The sequence below is a fragment of the Sphingomonas sp. BK580 genome, assembly GCF_014194975.1.
Classification (GTDB): Bacteria; Pseudomonadota; Alphaproteobacteria; order Sphingomonadales; family Sphingomonadaceae; genus Sphingomonas.
On record NZ_JACIAY010000006.1, the window covers coordinates 109,782 to 127,286 of the forward strand.

A 17,505-nucleotide genomic window follows, 5' to 3' on the forward strand; every position below is an offset into this window, starting at 1 on the left:
CCTCTCACCCGTAGCGAGGTGGGATCGACAACAGGCGTTGTGCCGATGCGGGGTGCGATCCCGAACGGTGACGCAGTCGGGGGGGCACCCGGTCGGTCTTTTGAGCAGCTAACGCTGGTTCAGCGACCGTATCCGCGTACCCACCGCACAGACAAGACGTGGAATGCCTTTAGGTTCCCGCGCTGCCGCTTTCGCAGCGTTCACTGCCTCGATCGTCTCGCTGGCCCTCCAGAGCGCGCCCGGCCTCGCCGCCGAAGTGCCGACGCTCCCGGGCGTCACCGCGAGTCAGGTCAACGTCGCCGACGCGGTGCCCGCGACGGCGACCGCGGCGCCCGACAGCGCCGACCAGATCCTCGACCAGGCCGCCGCCGAGCAGGCGGACGAGCAGGTCGCTTATCCTACCCTCGCCGCCGCAGTCGCGGACCAGTCGATCCCGTCGAACACCGACGAGGACATGCGCTGCCTCGCCGGCGCGATCTATTTCGAGGCGCGCGGCGAGCCGCTGAGCGGTCAGCTCGCGGTCGCCGAGGTGATCCTCAACCGCACCAAGTCGCGCCGCTTCGGCGGCAGCGTGTGCGACGTCATCACCCAGAAGGGCCAGTTCTCCTTCGTCCGCGGCGGCGTGGTGCCCGCGGCACCGTCGAACGACGACTGGCGCACCGCCATGGCGGTGGCGAAGGTCGCGATGAAGGACGCGTGGGAGACCGACGCGTCGAACGCGCTCTATTTCCACCACCGCAGCACCGGCCGCGCCGCCGGCCAGCGCGTCGCCTCGATCGGCAACCACGTCTTCTTCCGCTGAGCGCTGCTGCGCTCGCGAGGGATGGGTTGAGCGTTCTCGCGTATCGCTGATCGGGCCACGGCAGCCCCAACGACGTCGTCACCCCGGCGAACGCGGGGGTCCAGCGACGGAAGTGGTGTGCGATCCACCACGGCCTTCCCGGCTCGACCACGGCGATCGCCGGGGACGGTTTGTGCTAGGTAACGTGTTCTCTCGCCGCGCTCAGCCCGCGTACGTCTTGGCCAAGTCGTACAGATAGTCCCGCGCGGCGTAGAGCGACTCCACCCGGATCCGCTCGTCGAGCCCGTGGACGCCGTTGAAGTCGGGTTCGAGGAAGGTACCGGGCACGCCATAGACCGGGATGCCGATCGCCTCGAGGAACACGCCGTCGGTTGCCCCCGTCGACATCGTGGGCAACAGCGGCACGCCCGGGAAATGCTTCTTCGCCAACGCCTCCATCGGGCCGATGATCTTGGGGTCGAGCGTCGGCGGCACCGCGGTGGGGCGGATCGGCTGGTTCGCGGTGACGGTCACCTTGCTGCCCGCCAACTCGCGCAGCTTGGCGAGCGTGCCGTCGACCGTCTCGCCCGGGAAGATGCGGCAGTTGACGTTGGCGGTGGCGCGCTGCGGCAGCGCGTTCTCGGCGTGACCCGCGCTCAGCAGCGTCGTCACGCAGGTGGTGCGCAGTGTCGAGTGCATCACCTTGTCGCGGCTGACGATCGCGTCGGCGGCGCGGTCCTGCGGGTTGGCCAGCAGCCGCGTGATCGCCGCGGCCTGCTCGCCGCCGACGCGCCGCGCGGTGGCGGTGAAATAGGCGCGCGTAGTGTCGGTGAAGCGCACCGGGAACTCATAGTTCTGCACCGCCTTGATCGCGTCGGCGAGCTCGTAGATCGCGTTCTCCGGCACGGGCGTGGAGCTGTGCCCGCCCGGGTTGGTCGCCAGAAGCGTGAAGTTCTGCGCCGCCTTCTCGCCGACCTGCACCGCCAGCAGCTGGCGCTTGCCCTGCGCGTCCAGCCGTCCGCCGCCTCCTTCGTTGAGCGCGAACTCGGCCGCGATCAGCTCGGGGCGGTGCTGCGCCAGCCACTGCGCGCCGTTGAAGGCGAAGGTGGTCTCCTCGCCGCAGGTCAGCGCCAGCTTGATCGTGCGCTTGGGACGGTAGTTCTGCTGCCGGAAGCGCACCATCGCGTCGGCCCAGATCGCCGCCATCGCTTTGTCGTCGACCGCGCCGCGCGCGTAATAAAAGCCGCCCTCCTCCACGAGCTTGAACGGGTCCCGCTGCCAGTCGGCGCGCTTGGCCTCGACCACGTCGAGGTGGCCGAGCAGCAGCATCGGCTTGAGCGCCGCGTCGCTGCCGCGCAGCACGGCGACCACGCCGCCGTCCTTCGGATGCTCCGGAGTGGAGAAGAGCGTCACGTCGGCGTCGGCATAGCCCGCGCGCTTCAGCCGCGCCGCGACCTGCTCGGCCGCCTGGGTACAGCTGCCGACGTTCACCACCGTGTTGGTCTCGACCATCTCGCGATACAGGTCGTAGAAAGCCTTCTCGTCCGGCCGCGCCTGCGCCGCCGCCCCGCTCGCCGTCGTCGTCCCCGCCAGCAACCCGGCGAGCAGTGCCGCCACCCCGATCCCGCGCATCGATCCTCCCGCGTCCGTTCACCGCCAGCCTCGCAGCGAAGCGGACGCTGCGCAACCGGGCTCAGCCGCTGCGGCGCAGGTCGCGCGGCAGGAGGAGGCGCAGCTCGCGGTTGGCGAAATCGATGTGGACGCGGCGGAACAGCCGCAGCGCGTCCATCCCCAGCATCAGCGCGGGCTTGTCGTCGATGCCGAAGACGCGGAACGGTGCGGCATCGGCGAAGGCGATCGGCAGCGCGCGGATCTTGGCCGGCCCCAGCGTCATCTCGGGCAGCAGCGCATAGTCGGCGGAGATCTGCACCCCGAGCACGCTGGTCAGCACCGTGGTCTCGCCGCGTCGTCCCGCCAGCAGCCGGCGTAGTGCCAGATTGCCGAGGCTGACGCTGGTGCCGGTATCGAGCACCACCCGCACGCGCCGCCCCGCGACGGTGGCGCTGGTGACGACGAGCTGGCCGAACAGGCTGCGCGCCTGGATCACGATCTCGCCGGGTTCGCGCTTGAGCCGCTCGCGCTTGCTCGACGGCGTGACCTGCATCCGCTGCGCGTCGAAGTCGATCGTCAGCGCCTGTCCCTGCAACGTGTCGATCCCGAGCATGCCCGGTGCGCCGAGGTGACGCGCCTCGAACATGGGCGCCTCGATCCGCTCGCCGCCGACTCTCGCGACCGGCTTCGGGCTCACCGAGATCGTGGGGAGGATGGCGGTGTCGACGTCACTCGTCCCCGCCATCGCGACCACGCGCACGCGTCGCCCGGCGGCGAGGCCGAGATGCGCGGCGAGCTGGCGCGAGATCACGCTGCGCTGCGCGCCGGTGTCGATGATGAAGGGAAAGGGCCCCGCGCCGGCGATCTCGACCGGCACGGTCATGCGATCCTCGGCGGTGAGGAAGTCGAGCGCGTCGCCGGCGTCGGCGGGCAGGTCGTCCGGCAGGGTCACCGGGACGACGCCGAGCGCGGCTGTCGGCGCAGGCGAGGGCGCTCCCGCCTGCGCCGACGCGGGCAGGGCGATGCTGGCCAGCATGAGCGCGAGCCACCTCTCCATGACAGGTACGTTACGCCCGATCCGGACGCAGCGCCAGCGGAGATACCGACGGGTGGGATGGTGCGGGGCGGTGGTTGCCCCGATGCTCAGCGTCCCTGACCGCGCCAGCGCTGGATCGTGCGCGCGACGATCTGCTCCTCGCCGCCGCCCTCGCGCCATAGCTCCGAGAAGACCGGATCGTCGGAAGCGGGCCGCTTGCCGTCCTCCAGCGTGTCGAAGGCGACGCGGATCGGGATGGCGACGCCCTCGCCGCACACGATCGCCTCGCGGTTGCGCAGCGCCGGCAGCGCGTCGAGGAAGCCGCGCGCGCCCTCGGGCATCGCGGCGCGGACGAACGCCTGGTCGCGCTCGTTGTTGAGCCGCATCGAGATGATCGTGCCGCACTGCGAGAGCACCCCCTCGGCGAGGTCGGACGGGCGCTGCGTCACCAGCCCGAGCGACACGCCGTACTTGCGCCCCTCCTTAGCGATGCGGCCGAGGATGCGGCCGACCGCGGTGCGCTCCTCGCGCCCGGCGGGGACGTAGCGGTGCGCCTCCTCGCAGACGAGCAGGATCGGGCGCTGCGGCTCGGCCCGCGACCAGATCGCGAAGTCGAACACCATGCGGCTGAGCACCGCCACCACCACCGCGGTGATCTCGCTCGGCACGCCCGAGACGTCGATGATCGAGATCGGCTTGCCGTCGCCGCAGAAGCGGAAGATGCGCTGGACGAACGCCGCCATCGTGTCCGCCACCAACATGCCGGAGAACATGAAGCCGTAGCGCGGGTCGGCCTTGAGCTCGTCCAGCTTGTTCTTGAGCCGCAGATAGGGCGCGGTGTCGCCGGCGCGGTCCATCTTGCCCATCTCCTGCTGCAGGATCTGGGTGAGGTCGCTGAGCAGATAGGGGATCGGCGCGTCCACCGTCAGCCGCGCGATCTCCTGCCCGAGCCGGCTCTTGCCGCGCGCGGCGAGCAGGCATTTGGCGAGGATGTCGGCGTCGACCTGGCGCTCCGGGCCGGCGCTGGTGAGCAGCACCTCGCAATGCTCCTCGAAGTTCATCAGCCAATAGGGCATCTGCAGGTTCGAGACGTCGAACAGCGCGCCCTCGTCGGCGAAGGCGGTACTGTACTCGCCGTGCGGGTCGATCATCACGACGTGCGCCTGCGGCGCGAGGCGACACAGGCGATGGAGGATCAGCGCCGCGGCGGTCGATTTGCCGGTGCCGGTCGAGCCGAGCAGCGCGAAATGCTTGCCCAGCAGCGAGTCGACGTACAGCGAGGCGCGCACGTCGCGCGTCGGGTGGACGGTGCCGATCGCGATCGCGGCCCGACCCGAGGCGGCGTGGACCTGCTCCAGGTCCGCCCCGGTCACCGCGAACACCTCCGCGCCCGGCAGCGGGAAGGCGGTGACGCCGCGGCGGAAATGGTGGAGGTGGCCAGTCAGCCGCTCGACCTCGCCCTCGCCGATGAAGTCGACCGCCGCGATCACCTGGTCAGCCTGGCCGCGCGCCAGCCGCACCGTCCGCACCGTTGCCACCAGCCAGATCGCGCCGGCGCGCACCTTGAGCTGGCCGCCGACCTGCCCCGCGCTGGCGACCAGCGGGTCGGGGTGGCTTGCGAGCGCGGCGAGCGAGGGCGAGTCGAGCACCAGCTCGCCCTGCCCGCCCGCGATCTCGAGCACATAGCCGAGCGGCTCCGGGCCGGCGGGCGAGGGCGCCGCGAGCGGCGCGTCCGGGAAGGCCGCGGCGAGTGCCGCGCGGAACTCGCCCTGGCCGACGATGTCGTTCATACGAAGCTACTTTTCCCTGCGAGTTCGCGAAGGCCAGCGGTACGGGAGCTTCGTAAAGATAGGATGGAGGCGGGCGCCTCAGGCGCGCTGCGCGAACCGTCCCGCGGCCCAGCCGAGCAGCACCGACAGCGCCACCGCGGTGAGCCCGTAGAGGACCTCGTGGCGCTGCGCCGCGGCGGCCACAAAACGCTCCAGGCCCGATTTGCGGATGTCGATGTCGCGCACCGCCGCGGCGAGCACGCGACCGTCGCGGATCAGGAAGGTCTCGGCGGTGAAACGGCCCACGGGGACGCGCGCCGGGATCGCGACCCGCGCGCGGTAGAGCACGCCGTCGGTGATCTCGACCGCGCCCGGCGCCTCGTAGAACAGCCCGGCGCGGCGGCGCTGCTCGACCAGCCCGCGGGTGAAGCGGTCCTGCACCTCGGTCGGCGCGGCGGAGGCGGGCGAGAGCTGGAGGCTGTCGAGCCCGAGCTCGTAGATCGCGCGGGTGCGCGCGTCGACCAGCTGGCCGAGCGGGCGCGACGACGCCAGCGCGTAGAAGGACGGCGCCGAGCGATAGCGCAGCCGCCCCGCGTTGACCCAGATGCCCGCCACTTTCTCCTTCTCGCGGATGGTGATCGACTGGGTCGGCCCCTTCACCACGATGACGATGTCGGCGGGGCGCTCGCCGGTGGGGACTCGGCCGCCGGGATAGAGGATGGCGCCGAACAGCAGCAGCTCGGCGCCGGTGAAGCTGTACGCGATCTCGATGTCCCGCTGCGATACGTCGGGCACCAGTACTGGCTTGCTCTGCGCGGTGAGCAGCGGCGCGACGAGCGCCAGCGCCCAGGCGGCGCGCCTCACGACAGCTCCACCGCGTAGATCTCGTCGGGGCGCCAGCCGAGCCCGAGCGCGATCCGCGCCGCCACCAGCAGCACCATGATCGCCAGCGCGAGCCGGAGATACTCCGGCCTGGCGCGTGCGGCGAACCGCGCGCCGACCTGCGCGCCGACGACCGAGCCGACCAGCAGCAGCGCCGCGAGCACGATATCGACCGCGCGCGTGGTGGTGGCGTGGACCATCGTCGCCGCGGCGGTGACGAACAGGATCTGGAACAGGCTGGTGCCGACCACCACCGATGTCGCCATGCCGAGCAGGTAGATCATGGCGGGGACCAGCACGAACCCGCCGCCGACGCCGAGCAGGATCGTCAGGATGCCGGTGAAGAAGCCGAGCAGCAGCGGCGCCAGCGGGGAGATGTACAGCCCCGAGGCGTAGAAGCGCATGCGAAACGGCAGCGACGCGACCAGAGGGTGGTGGCGGCGGCGACGCGGCGGCGCGGCGCGACGACCGCGCGCCACCAGGATCGCGCTCACCGCCTCGCGCAGCATCAGCAGCCCGATCGACCCGAGCAGCAGGACATAGGTGATGGCGATCGTGGTATCGATCTGTCCCCAGCGCTGCAGCAGCCGGAACAGCCAGGCGCCGAACAGCGAACCGAGTACGCCGCCGATCACCAGCACCGTGCCCATGCGCGTGTCGACGCCGTTGCGGCGGACGTGCGCGAACACCCCCGAGACGCTCGCGCCCGTCACCTGAGTCGCGGCCGAGGCGGCGGCGACCGTGGGCGGGATGCCGTAGACGATCAGCAGCGGGGTCGTGAGGAAGCCGCCGCCGACCCCGAACATGCCCGAGAGGAGCCCGACGCCCGCGCCGAGCGCGATCATCACGAGCGCGTTCACCGACAGGTTCGCGATCGGCAGGTAGATGTCCATGGCGCTCCCAGCCGCTAGCCGGTTCGGCGCGCCGACGCCACCGCATCCGCCGCTAATGGTCGATCCCGAACGTGAGCGTCGCGCCCGAGCCCGGCCGCGCGTCCCCGGCGACACGCGCGCGCCACGCCAATGAGGCGCGCGCGCGGCCTAGCCGCAGCGTCGCGGTCGGGCCGAGGTCGAGCCGCTCGGCGCCGCGCTGCGCCCCACCCCAGGCGCCGAGACCGAGCCGCAGCATCGTGTCGCCATGCCGCGTCACCGGGCGTTCGAGCGTCACCGCGCCGTCGACGTAGCCGCCGCGTCGCTCGATCAGACCCGCCTGGACATAACCGTCGAGAAGCGCGTCGTGTCTCAGCGGACGATCGCTCACCCCACCTGTCGCACCCAATCCCCAGCCGCCGCCCAGTCCGACCAAGCCGACGCGCCGCTCGGCGAGCAATCGGAACGGCAGCGCGCGCGGGTGCCACTCGACCGCCGCGATCGCCTCGCGCTCGCGCGCCCGGAGCGCCGACACCAGCCGCAGCGAGACCGCGAGCCGTCCCCGGTCGTCGAGCGCCCGTGCGACGCGTACGCCCAGCTGCGCGCCGCCGAGCTGCGGTGCGGCGGTGCTCGTCGCCGTGCCGGCACGGAGCAACAGCCAGCCGGTCTGGGACCATCGCGGGATCGGTCCGGCTGCGGCCGGGAGAACGCCGACGCCGACTGGCGCCGGCGGCGCGATGAGCGTTCCGCTCCCCCGCTGAGCGGGCGGGCTGACCGGGCCCGGATCTCGCGGCGTCACGCCGTCCGCGACGACGATCAGCCTGGATGCGCCGGCCCGCCGACTCGATGCGATCGGGCGGGGCGCCGCGATCGGACGGGAGGAACCCCGAGCAAGGAGTCGCTCCGCGCTGGGCGCCAGCCGTGCTGCGATGGCGGCGTGATGGGGCGCGGGGGACTGTATATCTCGACGACCGGCGACCGCCGCCACGTTCATCGCCGGTCGCCGCGGCGGCGTCCGCTCCTGCCACAGCCACGTGGCGCGTTGGCCGACCCATAGCGCGAGCAGCAAGCCCCAGCAGCGCAACGCGCGGCCCCGTTTCACGGCAGGTCCGGGAAGCGGTGCACGGTCTTGTCCCACTGGAGCGGCGTGCCCCGCAGCGACGCGACGTGGAGCCGCAGTGCGCGCCATGCCGACAAGACCAGCACCGCGTTGGCGACCACGATCCGCGGCAGCGCCCGCAGCCCCTCGCGCCAGCCATAGGCCGCGGCGGTGAGCCGCACGCGCGCGATCAGCCGCCAGCCGAGCAGCACCGCGTTGATCGCGAGCAGCATGCGGAGGCCGAGGCGCGGCGCGGGCGGCGGGTCGCCGCGCCAGCGATGAACCACGGTACCCAGCGCGGCGAGCGCCCCCGCGGCATAGCCGGTGGCCACCGCGGCGGCGGCGAGCGGCGCGCGGCGGTCGCGCCAACGCATCCAGCGCTCGGCGACGCGGCGACTCCCCCAGCCGGTGCGATCCCAGCCGGCCAAAGCGATGCCGCCGATCCAGCGCGCCTTCTGCCGCACCGCGGCCGCCAGCGTGTCGGGGAAGTAGGCGCGGGTCGCGATCAGCGCGCCGGTGTCGTCGCGCGGCCGAATGAAGCGCACTGCCAGGCCGAGCGCGGCGGCGCGAAGCCCCAGCTCATAGTCCTCGGTGAGGCTGTCGGCCGCGAACGGCAGGCCGGTGGCGGCGGCGAGCCGCTCCAGCGCGTCGTATCGGATCGCGCAGCCGACTCCGGCGAGCGGCAGCGCGGCCCCCAGCGCGGCGCGCGCCACCAGGTCGCGCGCGTGGGTCTCCGCGAATTCGTCGGCGTAGTGGCCGGTGAGCCAGCGCCGCGCGGGATCGATCAGCGGCAGCACCGGTAGCTGCACCAGCGCCGCGCCGCTTAGCGCCTGCTCGGCCGCGTGGAGCTCGAGCGGGTGGACCATGTCCTCGGCGTCGTGGAGCACCACCGCGTCGGGGCGCCACCCCGGCTCGAGGGCGAGGGTGTGCCACAGCGCGTTGAGGCAGTCCGCCTTCGTCGTGGGACCGTCACGGCCTCCCACCACCAAGCGGACGCGGGGATCGGCGACCGAGCGCACCGCGACGGCGGTGGCGGGATCGTTCCGGTAGCAGCCGACGTAGAGGCGATAGGAGGGATGGTCGTAGCGCGCGAGCGCCGCGCGGAGCATCGCCCCGATCACCTGTGCCTCGCTCCAGGCGGGGATGAGCACCGCGAAGCGAAGCCGCCGCGTCTCCGGGCCCGTTCGGATCGTCGCGTCGGAACGCCGTGCCGCACCGGCGATCAGGTCGAGCACCAGGTCGTCCACGCCGAGGACGAGGAGCACGACGGCGGCGAACAGCGCGAACTCCACCGCGACGTGATCGAGCAGTCCGAGCGTTGTCATCGCCGCGGCGCCGCTGCCGAGGCTTGATCTATGGCAGATTTTGTCGCGGAACTGTGGCCGATCGGCAACGCTCGCGAGAAAGCGTTGACCGTCGCGAACAAAGCGGCGGGGCACGCGTTAGCCGCCGCGGTCCCTTTCCCCCTTTCGGGACCGGTGCCGACCCCAAGCCGGTACTGGCCGCGTCGCGGCGTTCGTGGCGACGCGGCCGAACCGCGGGGGAGGGCCGGCCAAGTCGCGTCGTCGCTGCACACCGGCTCGTTATAGTGCGATCACGCACTCCGGCGTTCGCGCGGCCGGCGACACTCAGCCCGGAACGGTGAGTTCAGGGGCCCGTACCGCCGCCGCCCGGGCCACCGCCGCCGCCCGCGCCGGCGGCGCCGACCGTGCCGATATTGCCGAACAGATCCTGGAAGAAGCCCCGCTTGCGCCCCAGCGTCGGCGTGGTCTTGCCGTCGGGCTTGAGCGCGACGACCTGGTCGATCCCCGACTTGCGCACCGCCGTCACGTTGCCGGCCTGGTCGAAGCTGATCTGCATCGTCAGCTGGTCGCGCGGCTTGGGCGGCGTGAAGGCGAGATTGCGGCTGTCGCGCGACACATAATACCAGTCGCCCTTGTTGAACTGGCTGGCGAAGCTGGGTGTGCCGAGCGTGGCGAGCACCGACTGGCGGTTGTCGACCCCAGGCTGGATCGAGTTCACCAGGTCGGCGTCGACGATATAACCCTGGTGCGAGCGCAGCGGCGTGCACCCGGCGGCGAGGACGCCGGCAGCCAGGGCGAGGGGGAGAAGGGGGCGCATCGATACTCCGCGGAAACCCAGCCGTTCGCCCGCGCGGCACGCGCGCGTGGACATTGCGGCCTCGCGCCTCAATATGCCGCCGTGCGGGGCGAGACAAGCGCCGCGCCCGATGGTCGAGAGGAAGAGCGTCAGGTGGGTTGGTTGAGTGGGTGGCTGCGGCGGCGCGGGCCGCGCGACGAGGCGTTGCCGCTGTACGACGCGGTGGTCGCGCGCGCGCGCCGACCGCATTGGTATCTCGACGGCGCGGTGCCGGACACGCTGGACGGTCGCTTCGACATGGTCGCCGCGGTGCTCGCGATGGTGCTGCTCCGGCTCGAACAGGCGCCCGACGGTACCGACGCCTCGGTGCGGCTCACCGAGCGGTTCGTCGACGACATGGACGCTCAGGTGCGCCAGATCGGCTTCGGCGACATGGTCGTGGGCAAGCATGTCGGCAAGATGATGGGGATGTTGGGTGGCCGGCTCGGCGCCTATCGCGACGGCATGGCCGCGCCGGACGACGGCGTGCTCGAGGCGGCGCTGGTGCGCAATCTCTACCGCGGCGTCGCACCCGGCGCCGACGCGCTGGCGCATGTGCGCGGCGAACTCAAGGCGCTGCGTCGCGGGCTCGACTCGTCGAGCGTGGCCGAGCTGATGGAAGGACGGTTGGCGTGACGGTCGAATTCTCTCGCATCGAGCGGCTCGACACGATCGGCGGCGAGGATCGCCGCGTGACGGTGACGGCCGATCCCGACGAGCGCGCCGCGCTCGCCCGCCGCTTCGACCTGGTCGCGGTCGAGCGGCTCGAGGGCGAGTTCGCGGTGCGGCGCGATCCCGTGGGCGTGCTGGTGCGCGGCACCGTCCGCGCCGCGGTGGTGCAGGCCTGCTCGGTGACCAGCGACCCGTTGCCAGCGACGATCGACGAGCCCGTCGCCTTGCGCTTCGTCGCGCCCGGCGCGGGCGAGGAGGACGAGATCGAGCTCGGCAGCGACTCGATCGATACGGTCGAGCTCGACGGAGGCGGCGTCGATCTGGGCGAGACCGCGGCGGAGACGATGGCGCTCGCGCTCGATCCGTTCCCGCGCAGCCCGCGAGCCGAGACCGTGCTGCGCGAGGCAGGCGTGCTCAGCGAGGAGGAAGCGGGGCCGTTCGGCGCGCTCGCCGGGCTCAGGGCCAAGCTCGCCGCGCCGAAGGACTGACGCCAGGGCCGATCAGAACAGGCCCGGCTGATCGCGCTGCGCGGCGTTCGGGTGTGCGACGGTGAGCGGCCGATTGGCCGGCGCGAACAGCTGAGTCGAGCGTCCCACGCTCGCGCTGGTGCCGATCGGCGTGCAGCTGCGCCCGGCGATATAGTCGAGCGCGGTGCGCAGCGAGGTCTCCGCCGGGTCGCCGAGCGCGTGCGAGACGTCGTCGTCGGCCTGGCAGCTCGCCTCGACCTTGGTGGCGAGGCCGTAGAAATAGTCGCCCTGCCGCGCCGCATTCTGCAGCGCGAGCGAGACCGCGAGCAGCCGGTCGTCGCTGCACGACGGATTGTCGAACGGTAGCTGACCGACCGGCTTGCCATAGGTGTTGCTGCCGATCAGCGCGACGTCGCCGTGCAGGTAGGGGATCAGCGCGTTGATGACATATTCGCTCGCCGAGGCGGTGGCGCCGGTGCCGATGAAGGCGACGCGGGTGGGCGCGATCGCCTGCGCCTCCTGCTGGAAGTAGCGGATCCGGTCCCGGCTCGATTTGGACGCACGATAGCTGGTGTACGCCTGCACGTCCGAGGTGGAGCGCGCACCGCCCAGCAGGTCGGTGAAGGTCTCCGCGGTGGAGAGGAGACCGCCGCCGTTGTAGCGCAGGTCGATCACCAGATCGGTCACGCCCCGCGCGCGGAAGGTGGCGAAGGCGCTGCGCAGCTGGTCGTCGGCGCTGGCGATGAAGGTGCGCAGGTTGATATAGCCGACCTTGCGACCGCCCGAGTCGAGCACCTTGGCGCCGTAGCGCGATGACACCGGCGCCAGCGAGTAATTGGCGGTGGTGAGCGTCACCACGCGCGTCCCGGCGGCATCGCTGACGCGCACCACGCGCGTGCTGCCCGGGGTCGTATCGTCGAACGCGGCGTTGAGCGCGTCATAGTCGTTCTTGGCGATCATGTCGCTGATGTCGCGGAGGTTGGTCGTGGACGTCCCGACCGCCAGGATCTCGGTGCCGCGATCGATCCCGGCGGTGAGGGCGGGCGTATCCTCGAACGCCTCGCGCACGAACAGCCGGTTGCTCGCGGTGAGCGCGAGCCGCACCCCGAGGCCGGCGGTCTTGCCCGACGCGAAATAGGCCGCGTCCGCCGCCGCCGACGTGACATAGGTGAAATACCGATCACGGTTCTGCGCGCGCGCGGGGGCGGTGAGCGCGTCGACGTAACCGTCCAGCGTCGTGTAGCTCGCCGGGTCGACGTTGCTGGCGAGCAACTCGGGATAGCGGTACCATTCGTTGAGGATCGAGAAGGCCCAGTCCTGTCGCGCGCGCAGCGTGCAACCGCCGGTGCTACCGGTCGCGCCGGTGCCGGTGCCGGTGCCGCCGCCGACCGCGGCCGATCCTCCGCCCGTGCCTACCGCGCTGCCACGATCATCGCCGCCGCCGCACCCCGCCAGCAACCCTGCCAGCGCGAGTGCGCCCACCCACCGCGGTGTACGCATCACCTACTCCTATGAACCGACGCCTTTGGTATAGTGGGGCTCGCCTCTTGTATATGGCGGCGCGGCGCGGCGCGGACGGAGATCGCCCCGGGATGGCGACATCGTGCCGCGATCTGCTAGCGTGCCGCCATGACCGCGCGCCCGCTCCTCCCGCTCGCCCTTCCCGTCCTGCTCGCGCTCGCCGGCTGCGGCGGCGGCGAGACCGCCGACCAGGCCGCCGCCGCGGCGCCGCGCGGCGACTATGTCGCCAAGATGCAGGCGCTCAACGAGAAGGAGCGCAACGTCGCGCTGTTCCGCGCGATCCGCGACGCCGGCCGCTCGTGCCAGCAGGTCGACCGCTCGGTGCCGACCGACCCAGTGGCGGGCAAGGCGGCCTGGGTCGCCACCTGCGACGACCAGTCCGCTTGGCTGATCACGCTGGACGACTCGGGCACGGCCACCGTCACCGACGCGCGCGCGATCGCGGGGCGCAGCGCGACCGGCTGAGCCGTCCGCCGGCGCGCTTATCCGATCAGCCGCGCGATCTTGGCGCGCATCGCCCGGATCGTCTCCGCGGGCAGCGTCTGCACGCTCGACAGCGACAGGGTGCGCGGGTTGACCGGCTGGCCGTTCTTCCACACCTCCCAGTGCAGGTGCGGCCCGGTCGAGATGCCGGTCGAGCCGACGTAGCCGATCACCTGGCCGCGCCGCACGCGCGCGCCCTGGCCGACGCCGAAGCGGCTCATGTGGCCGTAGCCGGTGACGAGCCCGCCGCCGTGCGCCAGCTTAATGAAATTGCCGTAGCCGCCAGCGCGCCCGGCGAACTGCACCACCCCGTCCATCGCGGCGTAGATCGGGCTGCCGTAGGGCGCGCCGATGTCGGTGCCCTTGTGCATCCGCATGAAGCCGAGCAGCGGGTGCATCCGCATCCCGAAGGTGGAGGTGATCCGACCCGCCACCGGCATCCCCATCGCGCCGCGGCGCTCGATCGTGCCGGAGGGGTCGAGCATCTGCCCGCCCTCGCCATCCTTGTCGCCCCAGCGCACCAGCCGCAGCTGACGGCGGCCGTGCGCCAGCCCGGCATATTGCAGCTGACCGACCTCGACCTCACCGGTCGCGGCGCGCGCCTGATCGGCGACGATGTCGAAGCGATCGTCGCTGGCGAGCTGGCCGATCGGCAGCTGCGCCGCGATCGCCTTGATGAACGTCTCCACCACGCGCGCCGGCACGCCCGCGGCGCGCGCCGAGCGGTAGAGCCCGGCGCCGACCGTGCCGGTGACGTGGAGCGGGGTACGGTCGATCGCGATCGACTGACGATCGAGCACCAGGCCGTCGCCGGCGCGTTGTACCACCAGGTTCAGGTCGAACGCGGCGCGAAAGGCGAGGCGCTCGAGCGGGCGCGGCTGGAACCTGGTCGGGCGGCGGCCGAGCGTCAGCGCCAGCACGGTGCCCGGCTTGAGCGAGTCGAGCGCCACCGCATCGCCCACCAGACCGGCGATCCGCCCCGCCTCGCCGCCGCCGACGCCGGCGCGCTGCAGCGCGGTGCGCAGCGTGTCGCCGTCGGCCAGCGCGGCGCTGAGCTCGATCTGCGGGCGCTCGGGCGTCTCGGCGAGCGGGCGCACCAGCGCGGTCGCCGCCATGCGCCGACCGGTGGTGGCGCCGAGCGCGAGCGGCGCGATCCCCTGGGTGCGCGCCTCCTCGAGGCTGGCGCGATCGCCCCGCGCGGCGACGTCGCCGGTGATCGCGGGCAGGCCGGGGTTGAGCTGCCACGCCCCCCAGCACAGCGCCGCGCAGGTCGCGAGACCGCGCCACCAGGTGCGGCTGCCGATGTCGTGGCCGAGATCGGGAACCCAGTCGGTGCGCGCCAGCGCCACACGGGCGCGGTCGACCGCGCCGCGCTCGGCGAGCGGCACCAGCTGGCGCCCGAACGCGCGACCGCCGCTGCGTCCGCCGGCGCCCGCGAGCTCCATCCCCTGATCGTCGCGCAAGAACACGTCGGCCGCCGCCTTCCGTCACGCGCCGGACCTACCCCCCGGCGCTTGGGTCACAGCGTTGTGGAGAAGAGGTGCTAAAGTCAAATTAACCGCGCTCCGCCGCCGCGATCGCTGCGGCGGACCGGTCGTGTCCGGCGGCGGGCCGCGGCGCAGACTGAGCGCGATTGCATCCGGTGGACACAGACCCGATGTAGTCTGGGTCATGTCGCTCACCCCTCGCCCGCACGACAGCTCGCGCGTGATCGCGGTGCTGGGTCCGACCAACACCGGCAAGACGCATCTCGCGATCGAGCGGATGTGCGCGCATGCCAGCGGCATGATCGGCTTCCCGCTGCGGCTGCTGGCGCGGGAGGTGTACGACCGGGTGGTCGCGATCAAGGGGCCGGAGCGGGTCGCGCTGATCACCGGCGAGGAACGCATCGTCCCCAAGGACGCACGCTGGTTCCTGTGCACCGCGGAGAGCCTGCCACTCGAGCGCGACGTCGCCTTCGTCGCGCTCGACGAGGCGCAGCTCGGCGCCGACCGCGAGCGCGGCCACGTCTTCACCGATCGCCTGCTGCGCGCGCGCGGGCGCGAGGAGACGATGATCCTCGGCTCCGAGGCGCTCCGCCCGGTGCTGCGCGCGCTGGTGCCCGAGGCCGAGATCATCGAGCGGCCGCGCTTCTCGACGCTGAGCTATGCCGGCGCTAAGAAGCTGTCGCGGCTGCCGCGGCGCTCCGCGATCGTCACCTTCTCGGCTGAGGAGGTCTATGCCACCGCCGAGATGCTGCGCCGGCTGCGCGGCGGCGCCGCGGTGGTGATGGGCGCGCTCAGCCCGCGGACGCGCAACGCGCAGGTGGCGATGTTCCAGGCGGGCGAGGTCGACTATCTCGTCGCCACCGACGCGATCGGCATGGGGCTCAACCTCGACGTCGGCCACGTCGCCTTCGCCGGCCTGTCCAAGTTCGACGGTCAGCAGCGCCGCCGCCTCACCGTCGCAGAGATGGCGCAGATCGCGGGCCGCGCCGGGCGCCACCAGCGCGACGGCACCTTCGGCGGGCTCACCGAGGAAGGGCCGGAGGCGTTCGAGCCCGAGGAGGTGGCGGCGATCGAGGCACATCGCTTCCCGCGCCTCGACTGGCTCTACTGGCGCGACGGCACGCCCGACCTCTCCTCGATCGACGCGCTGCTCGCCTCGCTGGCGCGTCGCCCCGAGCACGAGCGGCTGCGCGCCGCGCCCGAGGCGACCGACCTGCGCGTGCTCAGGCGGCTCGCCGACGAGGCGGGGGTGCGTGACCGCGCGCGCGGCAACGTCGCGCGGCTGTGGGCGGCGTGCGGCATCCCCGATTTCGCCAAGCTCGGCATCGACCCGCACGCGCGCTTCGTCGGGCGCGTGTTCGGCTATCTCGCGCAGGGGTACGTGCCGCACCAGTGGTTCGCCGACGAGGTGGCGCGGCTCGACCGCGTCGAGGGCGACGTCGAGACGATCGCGGGGCGGATCGCGGCGATCCGCAGCTGGGCCTATATCGCGCAGCGACCCGACTGGCTCGCCGATCCGGCGCACTGGGCGGCGCGCACGCTCGCGGTGGAGGAGCGGCTGTCCGACGCGCTCCACGAGAAGCTGACGCAGCGCTTCGTCGACAAGCGCACCACCGCGCTGGCCAAGAAGATCGGCAGCGGCGTGGGCGCGCTGCCGGTCTCGATCGACGCCGAGGGCGAGGTGACGATCGACACGCACGCGATCGGGCGGCTGGAGGGCTTCCGCTTCGTCGTCGCCCCCGACGCCACCGCCGCGGACAAGCGGCTGCTGCTCGCCACCGCGGAGAAGAGGCTCGGCGCCGAGCGGCGGCGTCGCGCCGACGCGCTGGTGGCGCGCGACGACTCGGGCTTCTTGCTCGACGACTCGGGGGTGATCCTGGCGGACGGGCTGGCGGTGGCGCGGCTCAAGCGCGGCGCGTCGCTCGCCCGGCCGCAGCTCGCGCTCGACGCGGCGCTCGACTGCCTCGATCCCGGGGTGCGCGACTCGATCATGGCGCGGTTGCGCGCCTGGCTGGCGGGAGCGATCGGCCGCGCGCTGCGCAGCGTCGCGGCGGCGGCGGAGGCGGCGCGCGCGCCCGCGGCGAGCCCGGCGCTGCGCAGCGTCGCGGCGGCGCTGGAGAGCGGTGCTGGCTTCGCCGAGCGGCTGCCGCTGCGCGCCGCGATCGAGTCGCTCAGCGCCGGCGACCGCCACTGGCTGCGGCGACAGGGCGTGACGATCGGCGCGCTCGACCTGTTCGACCCGCGGCTGCTCAAGCCCGCGGCACAGGCGTGGCGCCGCGCGCTGCTCGCCGCGGCGGGGGCGCCGCCGCCGCCGCTGCCGCGCGCCGGCGCGACGACGCTGCCGCGCGGCAGCGCTGGCGCGGTGCCGCTGATGGGCTATCGCCCGCTCGGCGCCCAGGCGGTGCGGATCGACCTGGTCGAGCGGGTCGCGCGTGCCGCGCACGACGCGCGCGCCGCCGACGGCCGCGCGCCCTTCGCGCCCGACCCCGCGCTGGCGGTGTCGATCGGGCTCGAGCCGGCGACGATCGCTCGGCTGATGGCCGAGCTCGGCTTCCGCCCCGCGTCCGTCAGCGCCGAGGGGCCACCGCTCTATGTCTGGCGCGGCCGCACCCGCGCGCGCGAGTCGCGCCCCGCGCCAGACAACGCCTTCGCCGTTCTCGCCGAGCTGGTGCGGCGGTGAGCGGGGGCG

At 72.7% G+C, this 17,505-nt stretch carries 15 protein-coding genes; 5 read left to right on the forward strand and 10 right to left on the reverse strand.

The window, feature by feature from the left end:
• Nucleotides 1-163 precede the first annotated feature (163 nt).
• Nucleotides 164-802, forward strand: a complete 639-nt coding sequence (locus FHY05_RS12435) for a cell wall hydrolase (RefSeq protein ID WP_183944709.1) — start codon at nucleotides 164-166, stop codon at nucleotides 800-802.
• Nucleotides 803-1,003: 201 nt separating this feature from the next.
• Here the strand turns inward: FHY05_RS12435 and FHY05_RS12440 are convergent, their stop codons facing one another.
• The 8 genes from FHY05_RS12440 to FHY05_RS12475 form a co-directional block, all read right to left on the reverse strand.
• Complete coding sequence (locus tag FHY05_RS12440; protein WP_183944710.1) at nucleotides 1,004-2,413, reverse strand: M20/M25/M40 family metallo-hydrolase; 1,410 nt, start codon at nucleotides 2,411-2,413, stop codon at nucleotides 1,004-1,006.
• Between the two features lie 61 nt (nucleotides 2,414-2,474).
• Complete coding sequence (locus tag FHY05_RS12445; protein ID WP_183944711.1) at nucleotides 2,475-3,449, reverse strand: aspartyl protease family protein; 975 nt, start codon at nucleotides 3,447-3,449, stop codon at nucleotides 2,475-2,477.
• 86 nt (nucleotides 3,450-3,535) lie between these two features.
• Nucleotides 3,536-5,218, reverse strand: coding sequence for an ATP-binding protein (locus tag FHY05_RS12450; RefSeq protein ID WP_183944712.1), 1,683 nt, complete (start codon nucleotides 5,216-5,218; stop codon nucleotides 3,536-3,538).
• 78 nt (nucleotides 5,219-5,296) lie between these two features.
• Nucleotides 5,297-6,061 carry a TIGR02186 family protein gene (locus FHY05_RS12455; RefSeq protein ID WP_183944713.1) on the reverse strand — a complete coding sequence of 255 codons (765 nt, stop codon included), beginning with the start codon at nucleotides 6,059-6,061 and terminating at the stop codon, nucleotides 5,297-5,299.
• Entirely contained in the window at nucleotides 6,058-6,972 is a 915-nt protein-coding gene (locus FHY05_RS12460; protein WP_183944714.1) for a sulfite exporter TauE/SafE family protein, read from the reverse strand. The genes FHY05_RS12455 and FHY05_RS12460 overlap by 4 nt, the downstream gene beginning before the upstream one ends.
• A 52-nt stretch (nucleotides 6,973-7,024) precedes the next feature.
• Nucleotides 7,025-7,603: a hypothetical protein gene (locus FHY05_RS12465; protein ID WP_183944715.1), complete on the reverse strand. Its 579-nt coding sequence runs from the start codon at nucleotides 7,601-7,603 to the stop codon at nucleotides 7,025-7,027.
• Between the two features lie 443 nt (nucleotides 7,604-8,046).
• A complete protein-coding gene (locus FHY05_RS12470) occupies nucleotides 8,047-9,372 on the reverse strand; it encodes a glycosyl transferase family protein (RefSeq protein WP_183944716.1) in 1,326 nt (441 codons plus the stop codon).
• A 322-nt stretch (nucleotides 9,373-9,694) separates the two neighbouring features.
• Nucleotides 9,695-10,168 carry an outer membrane protein assembly factor BamE gene (locus FHY05_RS12475; RefSeq protein ID WP_183944717.1) on the reverse strand — a complete coding sequence of 158 codons (474 nt, stop codon included), beginning with the start codon at nucleotides 10,166-10,168 and terminating at the stop codon, nucleotides 9,695-9,697.
• A 132-nt stretch (nucleotides 10,169-10,300) separates the two neighbouring features.
• On the opposite strand from FHY05_RS12475, the gene FHY05_RS12480 reads away from it, so the two are divergent.
• Nucleotides 10,301-10,822 (forward strand): ubiquinol-cytochrome C chaperone family protein, encoded by a 522-nt coding sequence (locus FHY05_RS12480; protein ID WP_311732469.1) that lies wholly within the window; start codon nucleotides 10,301-10,303, stop codon nucleotides 10,820-10,822.
• Nucleotides 10,819-11,346 carry a DUF177 domain-containing protein gene (locus FHY05_RS12485; RefSeq protein WP_183944718.1) on the forward strand — a complete coding sequence of 176 codons (528 nt, stop codon included), beginning with the start codon at nucleotides 10,819-10,821 and terminating at the stop codon, nucleotides 11,344-11,346. The genes FHY05_RS12480 and FHY05_RS12485 overlap by 4 nt, the downstream gene beginning before the upstream one ends.
• 12 nt (nucleotides 11,347-11,358) lie before the next feature.
• Here FHY05_RS12485 and FHY05_RS12490 read toward each other — a convergent pair whose 3' ends face one another.
• Nucleotides 11,359-12,825: a S41 family peptidase gene (locus FHY05_RS12490; protein ID WP_183944719.1), complete on the reverse strand. Its 1,467-nt coding sequence runs from the start codon at nucleotides 12,823-12,825 to the stop codon at nucleotides 11,359-11,361.
• 129 nt (nucleotides 12,826-12,954) lie between these two features.
• Between FHY05_RS12490 and FHY05_RS12495 the strand changes: the two genes are divergently transcribed.
• Nucleotides 12,955-13,311, forward strand: a complete 357-nt coding sequence (locus tag FHY05_RS12495) for a hypothetical protein (RefSeq protein WP_183944720.1) — start codon at nucleotides 12,955-12,957, stop codon at nucleotides 13,309-13,311.
• Between the two features lie 17 nt (nucleotides 13,312-13,328).
• On the opposite strand, the gene FHY05_RS12500 is transcribed toward FHY05_RS12495, so the two are convergent.
• Nucleotides 13,329-14,798, reverse strand: coding sequence for a M23 family metallopeptidase (locus FHY05_RS12500; RefSeq protein WP_183944721.1), 1,470 nt, complete (start codon nucleotides 14,796-14,798; stop codon nucleotides 13,329-13,331).
• A 202-nt stretch (nucleotides 14,799-15,000) separates the two neighbouring features.
• On the opposite strand from FHY05_RS12500, the gene FHY05_RS12505 reads away from it, so the two are divergent.
• A complete protein-coding gene (locus tag FHY05_RS12505) occupies nucleotides 15,001-17,496 on the forward strand; it encodes a helicase-related protein (RefSeq protein ID WP_183944722.1) in 2,496 nt (831 codons plus the stop codon).
• The last annotated feature ends 9 nt before the right edge of the window (nucleotides 17,497-17,505 follow it).